Below are 16,051 nucleotides of genomic sequence, written 5' to 3' on the forward strand. Positions count from 1 at the left end.
CGCCGTCGGGACGCGCTCAGCGCAGGGCGTGCTCGATGCGGCGAGCGGCCTGCTCGAGCGCCGCGGCGAGCGCCGGGGCGTCGAGGTCGTGGGTCAGGTAGACCACCGCGAGCGCGGCCGGCGCGTGCGACGCGGTCGTCACCGGCACCGCGATCGACGAGAGGCCGACGAAGACCTCGTCGTGGCTGGTCTCGAAGCGGGCCGGCGGGAAGCCGACCGGGTCGAGCTGCGAGCGGATGACGCGGCCCGGCGCCCCGCGATCGATGGGGTGCCTGCTGCCCGGCCGCTGCGCCACCGTGGCGTCGGCGCGCTGCGGCTCGACGCTCGCGAGCGTCACGGCCTCGGTGCCGTCGTAGGTGACGAGGAAGGCCGTCATGCCGAGGTCGTTCGCGAGCCGCACGAGCTCGGGCGTCGCGGCGGAGCGCAGGTCGCGGGCCACGTTGCGCGCCAGCGCCACGACACGGGCCCCCACCTCGAGCCCGCCGTCGGCGGCGCGGGCGACGAAGCCCAGCTGTTCGAGCGTGCGCACGAGCCGGTAGGCCATGGATCGATGGATGCCGAGCTCGTCGGCGAGCTCCGGCACCGTGAGCGGCGAATCGGCCTCGCCGATGAGCGCAAGGGCCGTGAGGCCTCGCGCCAGCGTCTGCGACCCCGCTTCGGCCATGCCTGCTCCTTCTTGCCGGACGCGCGCGATCACGCTAGCGTTGTTCCGATAGTTGGCTCAGCGTATCAACTATAGAGACGGAATCAAGAGCGACGCCATGCGCGCCACGTATTCGAGGAGGAGTACGGTGCAGATCCATCACCGGGGCTACCAGGCAGACGACCCGCGCATCAAGCCGGCGGCCGGTCATGGCATCGACCGCTCGGCCGAGATCCCCGACGAGATGGACGTGCTGATCGTCGGCACCGGCCCCGCCGCGGCCGTCGTCACGGCGCAGCTGTCGCGCTTCCCCTCGATCAACGTGCGAGCCATCGAGAAGCGTGACGGCCGGCTCGCCGTCGGCCAGGCCGACGGCATCCAGGCCCGCTCGGTCGAGACGTTCCAGGCGTTCGGCTTCGCGAACGAGGTCATCGACGAGGCGTACCGCAACGTCGAGATGTGCTTCTGGAAGCCCGACAAGGACGACCCCAGCCGCATCGTGCGCGCCTCGCGCGCACCCGACGACGCCACCGGGATGAGCGAGTTCCCGCACATCTACGTGAACCAGTCGCGCATCCTCGACTACTTCCTGCGCGACGCCCAGCGCGCACCGGGCCGGGTCGTGCCCGACTACGGCGTCGAGTTCCTCGGGTGCGAGATCGACCCGGATGCCGAATACGCCGTGTCGGCGCGCATCCGCTACTGCGCCGGACCGCGCGCGGGCGAGGAGCGCGTCGTGCGCGCCAAGTACCTCGTGGGCGGCGACGGCGCGCGCAGCACCGTGCGTGCCGCTCTCGGGCACCGCCTCCAGGGCGCCGCAGCGCTGCACGCGTGGGGCGTCATGGACGTCATGGCCAACACCGATTTCCCCGACATCCAGGTGAAGTGCTCGATCCAGTCGCACGACGCCGGGAACATCCTGCTCATCCCCCGCGAGGGCGAGTACCTCGTGCGCATGTACGTCGACCTGGGCGAGACGGATGAGCACGACGCCGGCAAGGTGCGGCAGACGCCGATCGAGGACATGATCGCCCGGGCGAACCGCATCCTGCACCCCTACACGCTCGACGTGCGCGCCGTGACCTGGTGGTCGGTGTACGAGGTCGCGCACCGCATCACCGACGGGTTCGACGACGTGCCCGCCGACCAGATCGGCACCCGCCACCCGCACGCATTCATCATGGGCGACGCCTGCCACACCCACTCGGCCAAGGCCGGGCAGGGCATGAACGTGTCGATCCAGGACGGCTTCAACCTCGGATGGAAGCTCGCCGCCGTGCTCGAGGGGCGCGCGCCGGAGGCGCTGCTCGACACCTACGCCGCCGAGCGCAAGGTCGTGGCGCAGGATCTGATCGACTTCGACCGCGAGTGGTCGAGCATCATGGCCCGCCCGGTCGACTCGTGGGAGGACCCGGCGGCGCTCGAGAAGTACTACGTCAAGACCATCGAGTTCCCCGCGGGGTTCATGACGCAGTACACCGAGAACCTCATCACGCTGGGCACCGAGCACCAGGATCTCGCGCCCGGTTTCCCGGTGGGCAAGCGCTTCAAGTCGGCGGAGGTCATCCGGCGCGCCGACAACCGCTGGCGCCACCTCGGCCACACGCACGAGGCCGACGGCCGCTGGCGCGTGTACGTGTTCGCCGACGCGGCGGCTCCCGCTCTCAGCGGCACCCCCACCGCCGACTTCGCCGACTGGTGGCAGAACGACCCGGCCTCGCCGCGCGTGCGGTACACGCCCGCCGACGGCGACACCGACGCCGTGTTCGACACGCGGGTGATCTACCAGCAGGACTACACCGAGGTCGAGCCGTACGACGTGCCCGACGCGTTCAAGCCCGTGAAGGTGCCCTACGGGCTGGTCGACATCAACCAGATCTTCGCGAGCGGACACGGCCGCGACATCCACCGCGACCGCGAGATCAGCCGCGACGGCGCCATCGTGGTGGTCCGTCCCGACCAGTACGTCGCCGGAGTGCTGCCGCTGACGGCCCGCGACGAGCTCACCGAGTTCTTCGCGCGTCACATGATCGCGCCGACCGGCGACGCCCCCGCCGCGGAGGCGCTGGTCACCATCGCGGAGAAGACGACACTGTAGGGGCGCTTCGCCCTGTCAAGCCCGTGTCGACCTGAGGAGGCCCTGCGTAACGTCGGGATCCGACCGAAGGAGGCGCGACGTGAACGATCAGCGACCCGCGAGACAGGGCCGTTCCACACATGTGCCGCCCGCACAGGACGGCGACCCCACCCGGATGCGCAACCAGCCTGCGCTGCGCACGCCCAAGCGCTGGATCTGGATCGTGCCCGCGCTGCTGCTGGCTGCCGCGGCGATCACGGCGTTCATCCTGTGCATGCCGATCAACCTCGCGCTCGCGTGGATCGGCATCGCGTTCGTCGTGGCGAGCTCGATCGCGCTGGTGACGACGGCCTTCCTGGTCCCCAACGACCGCACGCGCAACCTCACCATGGCCGGCCTGATGGTGATCATGGCCGCGATGTCGCTCATCCTGCTGCTGGCGATCCTGTGGGCCGCCCAGCTGCCGCGCGCGTGACCTGGACGCCCGTGGCCTAGGCGGTCGGCTCGGCCATCGGCTCCGGGGCCGACCCGGCCCGAGGGCGTGCGCGGGACGTCCATACGGCGCCCGCGCTCGCGCAGACGACGAGCCCCAGGCCCACAACCTCGAGCCACGACAGCTCCTGCCCGAGCAGCACCCAGCCGGCGACCGCCGCGGTGGCCGGGGCGAGGCTCATCAGGATGCCGAACGCGGCTTCGGTGAGGCGGCGCAGCGCGATCAGCTCGAACGCGTACGGGATGGTCGACGACAGCACCGCGACCGCCAGGCCCAGCGCGAGGAAGTCGGGGCGCAGCAGCACCGGCCCCGCCGCCACGAGGCCGAACGGCAGCGACAGCACGGCCCCGATCGCCATCGCGAGCGCGAGTCCCTCGAGCTTCGGGAAGTCGCGGCCGACGCGCGCCTGACCGCGGATGTAGAACGCCCAGCTCACCGCCGCGCCCAGCGCGCAGACGACGCCCACCGCGTCGAGACGATCCCATCCGCCGCCGCCCAGCGCGAGCACGCCGGCGAGCGCGACACCCGCCCACACCCACGCCGACCGCGTGCCGGCGACCAGGATCGACAGCGTCAGCGGTCCCAGCACCTCGATGGTCACGGTCACGCCCAGCGCGAGGCGCTCGAGCGCCACGTAGAAGAAGCCGTTCATGACGGCGAGCGCGACCCCGAGCCGCGCCACCGACCACCAGGCCCCTCGCGACCGGCCCCGCAGGCGAGGCCGCGCGATCGCGAGCAGGATGAGCGCCGAGAACACCAGCCGCAGCATCACCATGCCGAGCGGGCCGGTGTGCGGGAACAGCAGCACCGCGATGGCCGCCCCCACCTCCTGGCACGCGAGTCCCGCCGCGACGAGACCGACCGCGAACCCGGAGGAGCCGCGCGCGCCGGTCACGCGGCCGAGCACATCACTCGAGCCGACACGTCACTCGATCGGGCAGACCGCACGGTCCGCGATGCGCTGGTGGTAGTCCTCCGCCGACCACGGCAGGCCGTACTCCGGCGCCGTCTCACCCTCTCGCGCCGGCACCTTCGAGACGATCGCGGCGAGCTCCTTCGCGAGATAGCCCACGAGCGACTCTGGCGCCGCCGAGTTGTTCAGCACCACGGCGACGGTGAGCCCGTTCTCGATGTCGGCGTAGGCGCTGGTGAGGTAGCCCGGGATCGAGCCCTGCTGCCCCACCATGGATCCGGCGATGAAGGTGCCGCCGGCGTACTGGTACCACGAGTCCGAGGTGGTGCTGACGGGCTTGGCTCCGCTCCAGCGCTCGGCCAGCTGGCCGCCCTCCCCGGCTCGAGCCGCGAGCGCCTCGGTGTAGACGCCCAGCTCGGAGATGGTCGACACGGCGCCCGAGTCGGTGTAGCCGAAGCTCGCCGAGAGGGTCGTGTAGTCGCGGGGAGCCACGCAGCCGGCCTCGCGATCGGCCTCGTCGGAGTAGTACCCGGGCAGCGCCGGCTCCCCGGGCGCCGCGGCCTTCCGCCCCGGCAGGGCGGTCGCCTCGAGCGCGAGCGGGGAGGTCACGTACTCGCGGAAGAGGGCCGCGGGCGTCTCGCTCGCGGCGTTCTGCAGCGCAAGGCCCAGCAGGAGGTAGCCCGTGTCGGAGTCGGTGAACGCCACGCCCGGCTGCGAGCGATCCTTGCCGAGGCCCGCCGCCGCCACCTCACGCGCGTTCCACTCGCGCTCCGGCGTGCGCAGCACATTGCCGAGCAGGGTGTTCGCCGAGCGACCGAGGCCCGAGGTGTTGTCGCACAGCTGCTTCAGCGTCACGTCGCCGAGATCGGGGGTGCTGGGCACCCACTTCGACACGGGATCGTCGAGCTCGACCAGATCGTCCTCGACCATGCCGTAGAGCACGTCGCAGGTCATCGGACGCGTCATCGATGCGATGCGGAAGGCCATGTCGGTCGTCACCGGCTCATCCGTGTCGTGCCCCGTGGTGCCCAGGCCCGTGACCCACGCGCCCGCCCACGGCACCCAGACGCCCACGATCGCGCCGGACGACCCGGTGGCGGCCATCGCGTGCTCGACGGCTCCCCGCAGCTGCTCGACCGTGTCGCCGGGCAGGTCTCCGGTGACCTGCTCGGGCGTGCGGGCCTCGCTGGGCGTCCCTGTGCAGCCACTGAGCGCGACGGCGACCGCCGCCGCTCCGGCGAGCGCCGTCATCGCACGGCGCCAACGACCCGTCACCCGCATGAGACCCCCGATCGCACTTCCCCCGAGTCTATGGCGTGGCCGCCGCAGAACCCGCCTCGGCCTGCCGCTGCTCCCAGACCGCCTTCATGAACCGGCGCACATCCTGATCCACCCGGATGTCGCTCGGACGCAGGGGGCGCGAGAGATACAGCCCGTCGAGCGACGTGAGACGACTCAGCGCCACGTAGGTCTGACCGGGAGCGAACGCCCCGGCCCCCAGGTCGACGATCGCGCGGTCATACGTCTTGCCCTGCGACTTGTGGATGGTGACCGCCCACGCCAGCCGCAGCGGGAACTGCGTGAACTCGGCCACGACCTCGCGCGTGAGCTTGCGCCCGATCGGGTCGTACGCGTACCGGTACTTCTCCCACACCGCCGGCTCCACCTCGAACTCCTCGCCGTCGACCTCGACGCGCACCCCCTCGCCCAGGATGCGCGTCACCGTGCCGATCGTGCCGTTCACCCAGCGCGGGGGCTCCCCCGGCGAACCGGTGTCATTGCGCAGGAACATCACCTGCGCGCCCACCTTCAGCTTCAGCTCCTCGTCGGCCGGGTACACGTCGCCGCGGCCGAAGTCGCCGTTCACCTCGGCGCGGGCCGTCTGCTCGCGGCCGGGCAGCTGGGCGAGGTGCTTGGCGTTGATGGCGTTGACCCGGTCGTTGCGTGTCGCGAGCGTGATGATCGGATGCTCCGGGTCATCCGGCGGCGTCCGCGCGCCCGTCGCGTTCAGGATGTCGGCGATCTCCTTGGTGACCCGGCCGTAGCGCACCGCGTTGAGCATGGCCTTGAACCCGTCGTCGGCCTGGCGGTGGATCTGCGTGAGCTCGCGGATGTGCAGGTGCGCGCCGTGCCGCCCCAGCTCGATCAGTCCGTCGCCCTCGGGCTCGCGCCCCGCCCACACGTGCGCGTCGAAGAACCAGAACGAGCGGTAGTGGTCGTGGATGTAGCGCGCCTCGTCGCCGCGCGGCGGCACCGGCGCGAGCTGGTACGGGTCGCCGAACATCACGACCTGCACGCCGCCGAACGCCTCGCCCCGGCGGCCCCTGGCCTGCCGCAGCGAGCGGTCGATCGCGTCCATGAGGTCGGCGTTGACCATCGAGATCTCGTCGATCACGAGCGTGTCGATGGCGTTGAGCAGCTTGCGCGTGGCGTCGTTCTGCTCGATGTCGCTGTCGGCGATGAGACCGATCGGCAGCTTGAACAGCGAGTGGATCGTCTGCCCCTCGACGTTGAGCGCCGCGACGCCGGTGGGCGCGCACACCGCGATCTGCTTCTTCGTGTTCCACGCGAGGTGGTTGAGCAGGGTCGACTTGCCGGTGCCCGCGCGGCCGGTGACGAACACATGCTCGCGCGTGTCCTCGATGAGCCGGAAGAGCTCCTCCTGTTCGGCGGACAGCGTGGGCATGCCCTCCATCCTCCCATCCCGCCGTATCGGCACGCGCCGGATCAGGATGGCGCGCGCCCGCCGCGCCCAGGATCATCCGGAGCGGGCTTTCGTAGACTGGCGAAATGGATCAGGCCACCGCGAGCGACGCGCCGACGGCGGCGATCCGCGACAGCGGTGCGGCCCCCGCCCCGCGTGACGCGTCGTCGCGGCAGCTGCGGCGCGACCTGGTGCTGCTCGGACTGATCGGCGTGCTGCTGGCCGCCGCCATCTGGGCGGGCTTCGCCTCGCTGCACCGCCAGTTCTGGGGCCCGAGCGCGTTCGTCGAGCGCTACATCGGCATGCTCGCCGACGGCGACGCCGCCTCCGCCCTCGCGGTACCGGGCGTCACGCTCGACAGCGCCGACCTCGAGGCCGCACAGCTGCCGGGCACCTCGTCGGACGCCCTGCTGCGCAGCGCGGCCCTGACGTTCGACCTGACCGATGTCGAGATCGCCGAGGAGCGCGAGGTCGACGGTGCGGTCGAGGTGACGGCGTCCTACCGGGTGGACGGCACGGCGGGCGAGAGCACGTTCCGCGTGGTGCGCGACGGCACCGAGGGGCTCGTGCCGCGGTGGGCGTTCGAGAGCAGCCCTCTCGCCGCCATCCAGGTGACGGTGCGCGGCTCGATGCAGTTCTCGGTCAACGACTTCGAGATCGACAAGCGCCAGGTGTCGCCCGACGGCGCCGCGGCCGACCCGCTGGATCCGGTGTCGCTGCTCGTGTTCTCGCCCGGCCTGTACAGCGTGGGCGTCGACACCGCGGTGGCGGAGGCCGACGAGACGCATGTCCTGGCCGACGCCGGCCTGCACAGCGTGCCTCTCGACATCCAGGCCCAGCCGACACAGGCCTTCGCCGACGTGGTGCAGGACAAGGTCGAGTCGTTCCTGGCCAGCTGCGCGGAGCAGCAGGTGCTGCAGCCCACCGGATGCCCGTTCGGCCTGATGCCCGCCGACCGGCTCTGGGACAGCCTGCCCCAGTGGAGCATCGTCCGCGAGCCCGACATCCAGATCGTGCCGCAGGGCGCGTACTGGGGGATCGCGCCCGCGACCGGCACCGCGCACCTCGAGGCGCAGATGGTGCAGATCAGCAACGGCGTGGTGTACCAGCTCAGCGAGGACGTGCCGTTCGTGATCGACGGGACCGTCGACATCCTGCCCGACGGCACGGCCTCGATTCTGGTCGGCAGCCCGGCGCTGCGCTGACGCCCGCCGCGCTGCGCCGACGCCCGCCCCGGCCCGCGCGGCCCGGGCGACCCGCGCGGCGCGGCGCCAGGCGACCCGGCGCCCGAGGCGTTGACTAGCGCCCGGCGCATTGACTGCTGTCGGCGACGCTAGCGACCGCGCCCGACGCTAGTCGAAGCCCGCACCCCACGCGCGCCCGCGGCGCTGACGCACGCCCACGCGCGCCCGCGGCAACCGCGCTCGGCGTCCGCCCACCCACGCCCGCCCGCCCCGGCGCCGGGCCCATCCGGCCCTCGGGCGACCCGGCGCCAGGGTGGCCCGGCGCCAGGGCGACCCGGCGTCCGGGGCGTTGACTAGCGCCCGGCGCATTGACTGCTGTCGGCGACGCTAGCGACCGCGCCCGGCGCTAGTCGAAGCCCGACACGGGACCACGGCCTCAGCGCCCGGCGGCGGCGTCGCGCTCGGCGATGCGGGCGAGGCGGGCGTTGTAGGCCTCGAGCTCGGCGTCGTCGGTGCGATCGGCGTGGCGGTCGGCGCGACGCTGCTGACGCTCGTCGCTGCGGCTCCACTGGATCGCCACGACGATCGCGGTGATGAGCGTCGGGATCTCTCCGACCGACCACGCGATGCCCGCGCCGATGTACTGGTCCTCGAGCGGGGTGGGACCCCACGTGCGGCCCATCGCGCCGAACCACTCGGCCACCATCAGCCCCGACTGCATCATGAGCGCGACGCCGAAGAACGCGTGGATGGCGGCGGCCGCGATGAGCGTCACCAGGCGCGCCGAATGGGGCATCCGGTACGGAATGGGATCGATGCCCACGAGCGTGGTGACGAACAGGAAGCCCGAGATGAGGAAGTGCGTGACCATCCACACGTGCCCGAGGTGGTCGTACAGCGACCACCGGAACAGGTCGGTGAAGTAGAACACCCACAGCGACCCGACGTAGATGCCCGCCGCGACCAGCGGATGGGTGATGACGCGCGCGAACGGGCTGTGCACGGCCCACATGATCCACTCGCGGCCGCCGCGCGTGCCGTCGTCGCGCTTCTCGACGGCGCGCAGGGCGAGCGTGATGGGCGCGCCGGGCACCAGCAGCAGCGGGATGGCCATGGTCAGCAGCATGTGACCGAGCATGTGCACGCTGAACAGGTAGTCGCCGTACGCGTTGGCCGGGCCGCTGGTCACCCAGACCAGAAGCAGCATGCCCAGCACCCACAGCACCGTGCGGTAGAGCGGCCAGCGGTCGCCGCGACGGCGCAGCCGCACGACGCCCGCGATGTAGAAGAAGACGCCGAAGCCGGCGACGAACGCCCACAGCAGGTCGACATCCCACGCCGTGAACCAGCGCTCGAGCGTGAGCTCCGGCGGCAGCGGCTCGTCGGTGAGGATCTCGGCCGGCGTCGACGAATACGGCACCTCGGTGAAGGGAGGAGCCGTGCGGGCGAGGGCGGCGGCCGCGCCCGACGCGACGCCCATGAAGGCCAGCTCCACGGCGATCAGCGTCCAGAACGAGCGGACGGCGCCGGCGGCCGTCGCGACGCGGCCGATCAGCCGCTGCCGGTACCAGGCTCCGAGGAGGCCCATGCATACCAGGGCGACGACCTTGAGGCACAGGATGCCGCCGTACGGCGAGGCGAGCTGGCCCCAGTCGCTGATCGACGCGAGCGAGCGCGCGAAGCCCGACAGCGCCACGACGACGAACGCGACCAGCGCGAGCGAGGAGTATCGCGCCAGAACGCGCGGCAGCCCGCGCTCGGGCAGCACCGGACGCAGCGCCACCAGCAGCACGAGGCCGCCGAGCCAGACGGCGGCGCCCACGACGTGCAGGCTCATGGCCGTGACCGTGGCGTTGTGGCTGGCCAGCTCGCCCGAGTGCCCCTGCGTGGCCATGGGGATGAGCGACGCGAGAGCCAGGATCGCGGTGAACAGCGTCGCGAGCCACGACCGGATCGCGAACGCCAGGATGGTCACGACCGCCGCGGCGATCGTGGTGATGAGCCAGGTGCGCCCCAGTTCGACCTCGGTGAGGAAGGTGCCCAGCTGGGCACCGAACTCCGGACCGGCCGACAGCTGCGGGTTGAACGAGTCGAGGAACGTCAGGAAGCCGACCGCGCCGGAGGAGACCGTGAACACCGCCGCGCCGATCGAGGCGACGTCGAGAGCGCCGTCGAACTCGCGCTCCCCCGCCTTGAGCGCGAACAGCGCGAGCACGAGCGAGCCGGCCATGACCGCCGCGGAGAGGTTGACGACGAGTTTCGCCAGCGGCAGCCCCCAGCGCACGAACGGGCCGGGATCGCCCGCCGCGAGCGGGTCGGCGGCGCCGCCGTAGGCGAGGGCCCCGAGCGCTGTGAGCACCGCCGCGGCGACCAGGATGACGGGCCCTGCGGCCCGCAGCGCGCGCGGATTCACCCGTCCAGCCTAGGCGCTGGTGCCCGGGCCCCGGCTGGGAGCGGACGTCGTCGAGCGGCGGCATCACGCCGCGGCATCACGCCGCGGGGCCCCGCGCGAAGATGGTGGGGCGAGAAATGTCAACCCCGGTGACCGGTGCGGCGACGGCCCCTAGCGTGACGGCCATGAGTATGGGAACCGGAGTAGTGCTCTTCGTGCTGGGTGCCATCCTGGCGTTCGGCTTGGAACTGGACATCCCGGCGGTCAATGACGACTTCATCGGCTACCTGCTGATGGGGGCCGGGCTGGTCGTGTTCATCATCGGCCTGGTGCTGATGACCCGCCGCCGCTCGGCGGTCGAGCGCACCCGCACGGTGGGTGATGCCGGCACGTCGCAGCACGTGACGGAGCGTCGCACCGACGTCGACCCCTACTGATCCCTCCGACACGGAAGCCCGACGCGGCAGCCTCTGAACAGAGGCCCCGGACACAGAAGAAGGGGATGCCTCCTCGTGGAGGCATCCCCTTCTTCTGTGTCGCTGCTTACTTGGCGGCGGCCTTGAGCTTCGAGCCCGCGGTCACCTTGACGCGCTTGCCGGCCGGGATCTTGATCTCGGCGCCGGTCTGGGGGTTGCGGCCCGTGCGGGCGGCCGTCTCGACCTGCTCGAAGGCGATCCAGCCGGGGATCGAGACCTTCGCGCCCTTGGCGACGGACTCGGAAACCGTGGTGAACAGGGCGTCGAGAACGCCCGAGACGGCGGCCTGGCTCTGACCGGTCGCGCTGGCGATGCTCGCGACGAGCTCGGTCTTGGTGATGGACTTGTCGGCCATGTCATCCTCCAGCGGCGCACCGGGTGCGCCGCAACGTGATCAATGGACCGGAGACGGATGCCCCCGGGCGATCGTTCGACCGCGCCTCGAATGTATCAACCAGGCCCGGAATTCCGCGGATTCTTGCGGTTCTTCGGGCGATTCGGGCGGCGTGTCGGCCTCGCGTGTGACGAATGTGACGGATGTGACCCGTTTCAGTCGTGCAGTTGGCGCAACGCGGCCACCACGTCGGCGTGCCAGCGGCGGGCCGAGGCGAGCACTCCGGTGAAGATCGAGGTGTCGTGCGTCACCCCCAGGTACTGCACGACGCTGGCGTCGACGCCGGCCTCGCGCAGGGCGGCGCCGTACGCCTCGCCGTCGCCGCGCAGGGGGTCGTACTGCGCGGTCAGGATGACCGTGGGCGGCAGTCCCGCCAGCGACTCCGTCCGGATGGGCGACGCGTACGGCTCCCGGGCCTGCCGTCGGTGCCGCAGATAGGTGCGCGCGACGGACCTCAGCTCGCGCGCCACGATGAAGCTGGGGATGCCCAGGGCGCGCGTCGCCCGCAGGTCGATGTGGCGGCCGGTCAGGTCGACCACGGGCACCTCGAGCAGCTGCAGCCGCAGCGGCGGCCCGGAGCGGTCGCGGTTGACGAGCGCCACGGCGGCGGCGATGTTGCCGCCGGCAGAGTTGCCCGCGACCCCGACGCGGCCCGCGTCGATGCCGAGGTCGTCAGCGTGCGCGACGACCCACTCCAGCGCCGCCTGCCCCTGCTCCACGGGCGTGGGGTAGGGATACTCGGGCGCGAGGGCGTAGTCGACCGCGATCATCGCGACGCCCGCATCGGCGGCCCGCCGCCGGTTGGCGGCATCCGTGGTCGGATAGTCGATGCCGCCGATGCGGAACGCGCCTCCGAAGAACGCCAGCGCCGCGGGCACCGGCTCATCCGGTCGCCCGCCGATCGTCGGATAGTAGATGCGCAGGCGCACGTCGGGCTGCCCTGGTACGGGAACCACATGCTCGACCGTGTGCACCCGAGGGCCCGGCGTGCCCACCTTGCGCAGCTCCTCGCGATCCCAGGAGAGCGCGATACGGCGATGCTCAGCGCGACGCTTGCTCGGGCGAGGACGGTGCTCGACCGCCTTGCGCGCCACCTCGGCCTGGGCAGCCGCCCGGGCACGCCCCTTCTCGGCGGCCGGCGCGGTCTTCACGGCGCCCTCCTCGGCGGGCCGCATGAACCACGGCCACCCGAGTTGGCGCTTCAGGCCTTCGAGGGCCTGCGTGATCATGTACCTCCGCTGACGCTGCAGGCGGTCGGCGAAGAACGGATCGAGCGGCATGGTCCGATCCTAGGAACGCGCCGCCGTCCGCGGAACGCCGAGGCCGCGGCCCCCGCCCGCTGCGGCGGTCACCGCGCCTCTTCCACCGCCGGACGACGCGCCAGCACCAGGATGGCCACCGCCCCCACCGCGAGCAGCACCGCCGCGGTGGAATAGAGCGCCACGTTGCTCCATCCCGCGTCGAGCAGTGCCCCCGCCGCGATGGGCGCCAGGATGGCCCCCGCGCGGCCGACGCCGAGGGCCGCGCCCACGCCGGTGGCGCGCACCGCCGTGGCGTAGCGCGTGGGCGCCACCGTGTACAGGCCGGCGACGCAGCCATTGACGAGCAGCCCGACCAGCACGCCCAGCACGAGTGCGAGCGCGAGCACGGCGGTCGACAGCACGAACACCACGATGAAGATCGCGGTGAGCACGAGGAACGCCAGCAGCAGCCGCTCCCGCTGCACGCGCGCCGCCAGGGCCCCGTAGAGCACCGAGCCGACGGCACCGCCGAGGGCGAGCGCCATGCCGACCACCACGCCCTGGTCGACGGTCATGCCGGCCTCCACCATGAGGCGCGGTGTCCACGAGTTCACGAAGTAGAACGCGAACATCACGGTGAAGAACGCCACCCACAGCAGCACGGTCGCGGTGAGCGTGCCACGTGAGAAGACGCCGCCCAGCCCGGCCTTGCGCGCGGATCGCGACGTCTCGTCGTGCGCCTCCGCCGGGGCCCCGGCGCCGTCGAAGCCCACCTTGGCGGCGATGCGTCGCAGTGCCTGGTCGGCACGGGCGCCGCCGCGCAGCTGCAGGAAGTGCACCGACTCGGGCAGCAGGAAGATCAGCGCGGCCAGCAGCACGGTGCTCGCGATGGCGCCGGCGAGGAACACGCCGCGCCAGCCCACGCTCTCCTGCAGGCCCACGGCGGCCAGACCGCCGAGCGTGGCGCCCACGCCGTAGCCGGCCGTGTAGATCCCGATCGCCAGACCGCGCCAGCGCTTCGACGAGTACTCCGCGGTGATGACCGTGATGCTCGTCAGGATGCCGCCGACGCCGAGGCCGGTGAGCACCCGCCATACGCCGAGCTGCACCACATCCTGCGCGGTCGCGGCGAGATACATGCCGGCGGTCGCGAGCGCGACCGACGAAAGCACCGTGATGCGACGGCCGATGATGTCGGCGACGCGGCCGAGCGCCACCGACCCCAGAGCCATGCCGACCAGCGTGGCGCTGATCACCACTCCCAGCACGGTGCCGCTGAGGCCGAACTCCTCTTCGACGCGGGCCGACACGAACGACATCGCGGCGACGTCGAAGCCGTCGAGCGCGTTCATGAGCACGGCGGCCGCGACGATCGTCCACTGGTAGGCGGACATCGGTGCGCGCTCGAGGTGGTCTCGCAGGCCCGCGGCGGACAGGGGGCGAGGGGTGGTCTCCGTCATATCTGGGCAGCCTTCGTCGGTCACTCGGATGGAACGCGGCAGTGCGTCGACGTCACTATACCTATGTGCATAGCCTCTGGGTATAGGTATCGAGAGATCTTCGGCCGACAATGCGGAAGGGGCGAGGATCCGGATGGATCCTCGCCCCTTCAGACGCAGGTGCTTACCAGCTCGACTTGGTCACGCCGGGCAGCTCGCCACGGTGCGCCATGTCGCGGAAGCGGACGCGCGAGATGCCGAACTTCGTGAGGACACCGCGGGGACGGCCGTCGATGACGTCGCGCGAGCGCACGCGCACCGGCGAAGCGTTGCGGGGCAGCTTCTGCAGGCCCACGCGAGCGGCCTCGCGCTCCTCGTCGGTCGCGTTGGGGTCGATGAGCTGCTTCTTGAGGGTCGCGCGCTTCTCGGCGTAGCGGGCGACGATCTCCTTGCGCTGCTCGTTGCGAGCGATCTTGCTCTTCTTGGCCATGATTAACGCTCCTCGCGGAAGTCGACGTGCTTGCGGACCACCGGGTCGTACTTCTTGAGCACGAGGCGGTCGGGGGTGTTGCGGCGGTTCTTCTTGGTCACGTAGGTGTAACCCGTGCCCGCCGTCGAACGCAGCTTGATGATCGGACGGATGTCCTGAGCCTTCTTGGCCATTAGAGCTTCACACCCTTCGCGATCAGGTCCTTGACGACCGACTCGATGCCGCGGGCGTCGATGACCTTGATGCCCTTAGCCGACACGTTCAGCGTGATCTTGCGACCCAGCGAGGGAACGAAGTAGGTCTTCTTCTGCACGTTCGGGTCGAAGCGTCGCTTCGTCCGGCGGTGCGAGTGCGAGATGTTGTGACCGAAGCCGGGAACGGCACCGGTCACCTGGCACACAGCAGCCATGGTGATTCTCCTTCAATACCGTGGAGTCGGACGACTCCACCCAAGGTCTCTTGTCTGCACACGCCCCGCCGACCCTTGCGGGCTGTGTTCGAGGGGGGATGTACGAACTGCGCACAGGAGTGCACGCAGACAATCGCCTAGCCTAGCACACTCGGGCGTGTCGCTCACTTCGGCGTCCGCGCGCGAGGGGCACCATCCCTCCGGCTAGAGAGCCCCTCGGCCGGGGCGGAACGGCGAGACGGTCGGGTCGCCCGGGATCCAGAACCGCCACGGGTAGGCCGACGTGCCCGCGATCCCCGCGACCCCGACCCGCGGTCCCGTGGCGACATCCATCAGGGGCTCGTCGAGCAGGTGCAGCCGCGCGACCGCGCCGGCGAGCGGCTCGCCCGTGATCGCGTCGATGCCGTCGTGCAGCGCGTGGCGCAGCCCCACGGCGTCGCCCAGCCGCCCGGGCCCCCGCGCGAGGTCGCGATCCGTGCGTGCCACGCCCTTCGCCTCCCGTCGCCGACGCGCGACGTCGGCCCCACGCACGATCTCACCGGCGCGCAGCAGGATGCCGTCGCCGCGGCCGACGGGACCGCACACGACGTTGACGCACGAATGGATGCCGTGGCTCAGATAGACGTACAGGTGCCCGGCCTCGCCCCACATCGTGGCGTTGCGCGCGGTGGGCCCCATGCGCGCGTGCGATCCGGGATCCGCGACCTCGCCCGACCCCCGCCCGTGGTACGCCTCGACCTCGGTGATGCGCACCGCCACGTCGCCGTCGGGCAGCGATGTCTCGAGCAGGCCGCCGAGCAGCCGTGGCGCGACGTCGACGGGCAGGCCCGAGAGCTCTTCGCGGCGGGCGGGGCGATGCGGCATCCCACCAGTCTGCCCCGGCACAGGACGAGCGGCACACGACGACGGGCACACGACGACGGGCACACGACGACGGGCACACGACGACGGGCACACGACGACGGGCACACGACGACGGGCACACGACGACGGGGCGGGATCCGGATGACCGGATCCCGCCCCGTGCGGGAGAGCCCACGTCGGTGCGGGCCGTCAGAGCGTCGCTCAGATGGGGAGCTCAGGGAGCCCGGGCAGCGGAATGCCCAGGCCGCCGAGGAGACCGGCGAGCAGATCGAGAACAGGCGAGAGAAGGCCGAGAAGGTCCATCTGTCTTTCCTTTCAGAGGCGGCGGGCCC

The 16,051-nt window shown here is 71.5% G+C and carries 16 protein-coding genes; 4 read left to right on the forward strand and 12 right to left on the reverse strand.

Annotated elements, in window-relative coordinates; genetic code table 11:
* Positions 1-16: 16 nt before the first annotated feature.
* Positions 17-664: an IclR family transcriptional regulator gene (locus tag ABTW64_RS09190; protein ID WP_350621537.1), complete on the reverse strand. Its 648-nt coding sequence runs from the start codon at positions 662-664 to the stop codon at positions 17-19.
* A 127-nt stretch (positions 665-791) separates the two neighbouring features.
* Here ABTW64_RS09190 and ABTW64_RS09195 point away from each other — a divergent pair, with 127 nt between their 5' ends.
* Positions 792-2,741: an FAD-dependent monooxygenase gene (locus ABTW64_RS09195; protein WP_350621539.1), complete on the forward strand. Its 1,950-nt coding sequence runs from the start codon at positions 792-794 to the stop codon at positions 2,739-2,741.
* A 79-nt stretch (positions 2,742-2,820) separates the two neighbouring features.
* Complete coding sequence (locus ABTW64_RS09200) at positions 2,821-3,195, forward strand: hypothetical protein (RefSeq protein WP_350621541.1); 375 nt, start codon at positions 2,821-2,823, stop codon at positions 3,193-3,195.
* A 16-nt stretch (positions 3,196-3,211) separates the two neighbouring features.
* On the opposite strand, the gene ABTW64_RS09205 is transcribed toward ABTW64_RS09200, so the two are convergent.
* From ABTW64_RS09205 to ABTW64_RS09215, 3 genes are read right to left on the reverse strand one after another with little or no spacing between them, the layout of a single operon-like run.
* Positions 3,212-4,108 carry an EamA family transporter gene (locus ABTW64_RS09205; protein WP_350621543.1) on the reverse strand — a complete coding sequence of 299 codons (897 nt, stop codon included), beginning with the start codon at positions 4,106-4,108 and terminating at the stop codon, positions 3,212-3,214.
* A gap of 30 nt (positions 4,109-4,138) precedes the next feature.
* Positions 4,139-5,377 carry a serine hydrolase domain-containing protein gene (locus tag ABTW64_RS09210; protein WP_350621545.1) on the reverse strand — a complete coding sequence of 413 codons (1,239 nt, stop codon included), beginning with the start codon at positions 5,375-5,377 and terminating at the stop codon, positions 4,139-4,141.
* Positions 5,378-5,435: 58 nt separating this feature from the next.
* Positions 5,436-6,812 carry an ATP-dependent DNA helicase gene (locus ABTW64_RS09215; RefSeq protein WP_502892317.1) on the reverse strand — a complete coding sequence of 459 codons (1,377 nt, stop codon included), beginning with the start codon at positions 6,810-6,812 and terminating at the stop codon, positions 5,436-5,438.
* A 104-nt stretch (positions 6,813-6,916) separates the two neighbouring features.
* Here ABTW64_RS09215 and ABTW64_RS09220 point away from each other — a divergent pair, with 104 nt between their 5' ends.
* Positions 6,917-8,035 carry a hypothetical protein gene (locus ABTW64_RS09220; protein WP_350621549.1) on the forward strand — a complete coding sequence of 373 codons (1,119 nt, stop codon included), beginning with the start codon at positions 6,917-6,919 and terminating at the stop codon, positions 8,033-8,035.
* A 415-nt stretch (positions 8,036-8,450) separates the two neighbouring features.
* Here ABTW64_RS09220 and ABTW64_RS09225 read toward each other — a convergent pair whose 3' ends face one another.
* Entirely contained in the window at positions 8,451-10,427 is a 1,977-nt protein-coding gene (locus ABTW64_RS09225; RefSeq protein WP_350621551.1) for a bifunctional copper resistance protein CopD/cytochrome c oxidase assembly protein, read from the reverse strand.
* 164 nt (positions 10,428-10,591) lie between these two features.
* On the opposite strand from ABTW64_RS09225, the gene ABTW64_RS09230 reads away from it, so the two are divergent.
* The gene (locus tag ABTW64_RS09230; protein WP_350621553.1) at positions 10,592-10,843 is read left to right on the forward strand and encodes a DUF6458 family protein; all 252 of its coding nucleotides are present in this window, start codon (positions 10,592-10,594) and stop codon (positions 10,841-10,843) included.
* Positions 10,844-10,949: 106 nt separating this feature from the next.
* Here the strand turns inward: ABTW64_RS09230 and ABTW64_RS09235 are convergent, their stop codons facing one another.
* The 7 genes from ABTW64_RS09235 to ABTW64_RS09265 form a co-directional block, all read right to left on the reverse strand.
* Complete coding sequence (locus tag ABTW64_RS09235) at positions 10,950-11,237, reverse strand: HU family DNA-binding protein (protein ID WP_221858146.1); 288 nt, start codon at positions 11,235-11,237, stop codon at positions 10,950-10,952.
* Between the two features lie 194 nt (positions 11,238-11,431).
* Entirely contained in the window at positions 11,432-12,556 is a 1,125-nt protein-coding gene (locus tag ABTW64_RS09240; RefSeq protein ID WP_350621556.1) for an alpha/beta hydrolase, read from the reverse strand.
* Between the two features lie 68 nt (positions 12,557-12,624).
* Positions 12,625-13,977 (reverse strand): MFS transporter, encoded by a 1,353-nt coding sequence (locus ABTW64_RS09245; RefSeq protein ID WP_350621559.1) that lies wholly within the window; start codon positions 13,975-13,977, stop codon positions 12,625-12,627.
* A gap of 163 nt (positions 13,978-14,140) precedes the next feature.
* A complete protein-coding gene (gene rpsN, locus ABTW64_RS09250) occupies positions 14,141-14,446 on the reverse strand; it encodes a 30S ribosomal protein S14 (protein WP_350621561.1) in 306 nt (101 codons plus the stop codon).
* A gap of 2 nt (positions 14,447-14,448) precedes the next feature.
* A complete protein-coding gene (gene rpmG / locus ABTW64_RS09255) occupies positions 14,449-14,619 on the reverse strand; it encodes a 50S ribosomal protein L33 (RefSeq protein ID WP_055987916.1) in 171 nt (56 codons plus the stop codon).
* On the reverse strand, positions 14,619-14,855 hold the full coding sequence (gene rpmB / locus ABTW64_RS09260) for a 50S ribosomal protein L28 (RefSeq protein ID WP_055987914.1): 237 nt from the start codon (positions 14,853-14,855) through the stop codon (positions 14,619-14,621). The genes rpmG and rpmB overlap by 1 nt, the downstream gene beginning before the upstream one ends.
* Positions 14,856-15,059: 204 nt before the next feature.
* Entirely contained in the window at positions 15,060-15,719 is a 660-nt protein-coding gene (locus ABTW64_RS09265) for a DNA-3-methyladenine glycosylase (RefSeq protein ID WP_350621564.1), read from the reverse strand.
* Between the last annotated feature and the right edge of the window lie 332 nt (positions 15,720-16,051).

The sequence above is a fragment of the Microbacterium sp. NPDC096154 genome, from assembly GCF_040302945.1.
Taxonomy (GTDB): Bacteria; Actinomycetota; Actinomycetes; order Actinomycetales; family Microbacteriaceae; genus Microbacterium.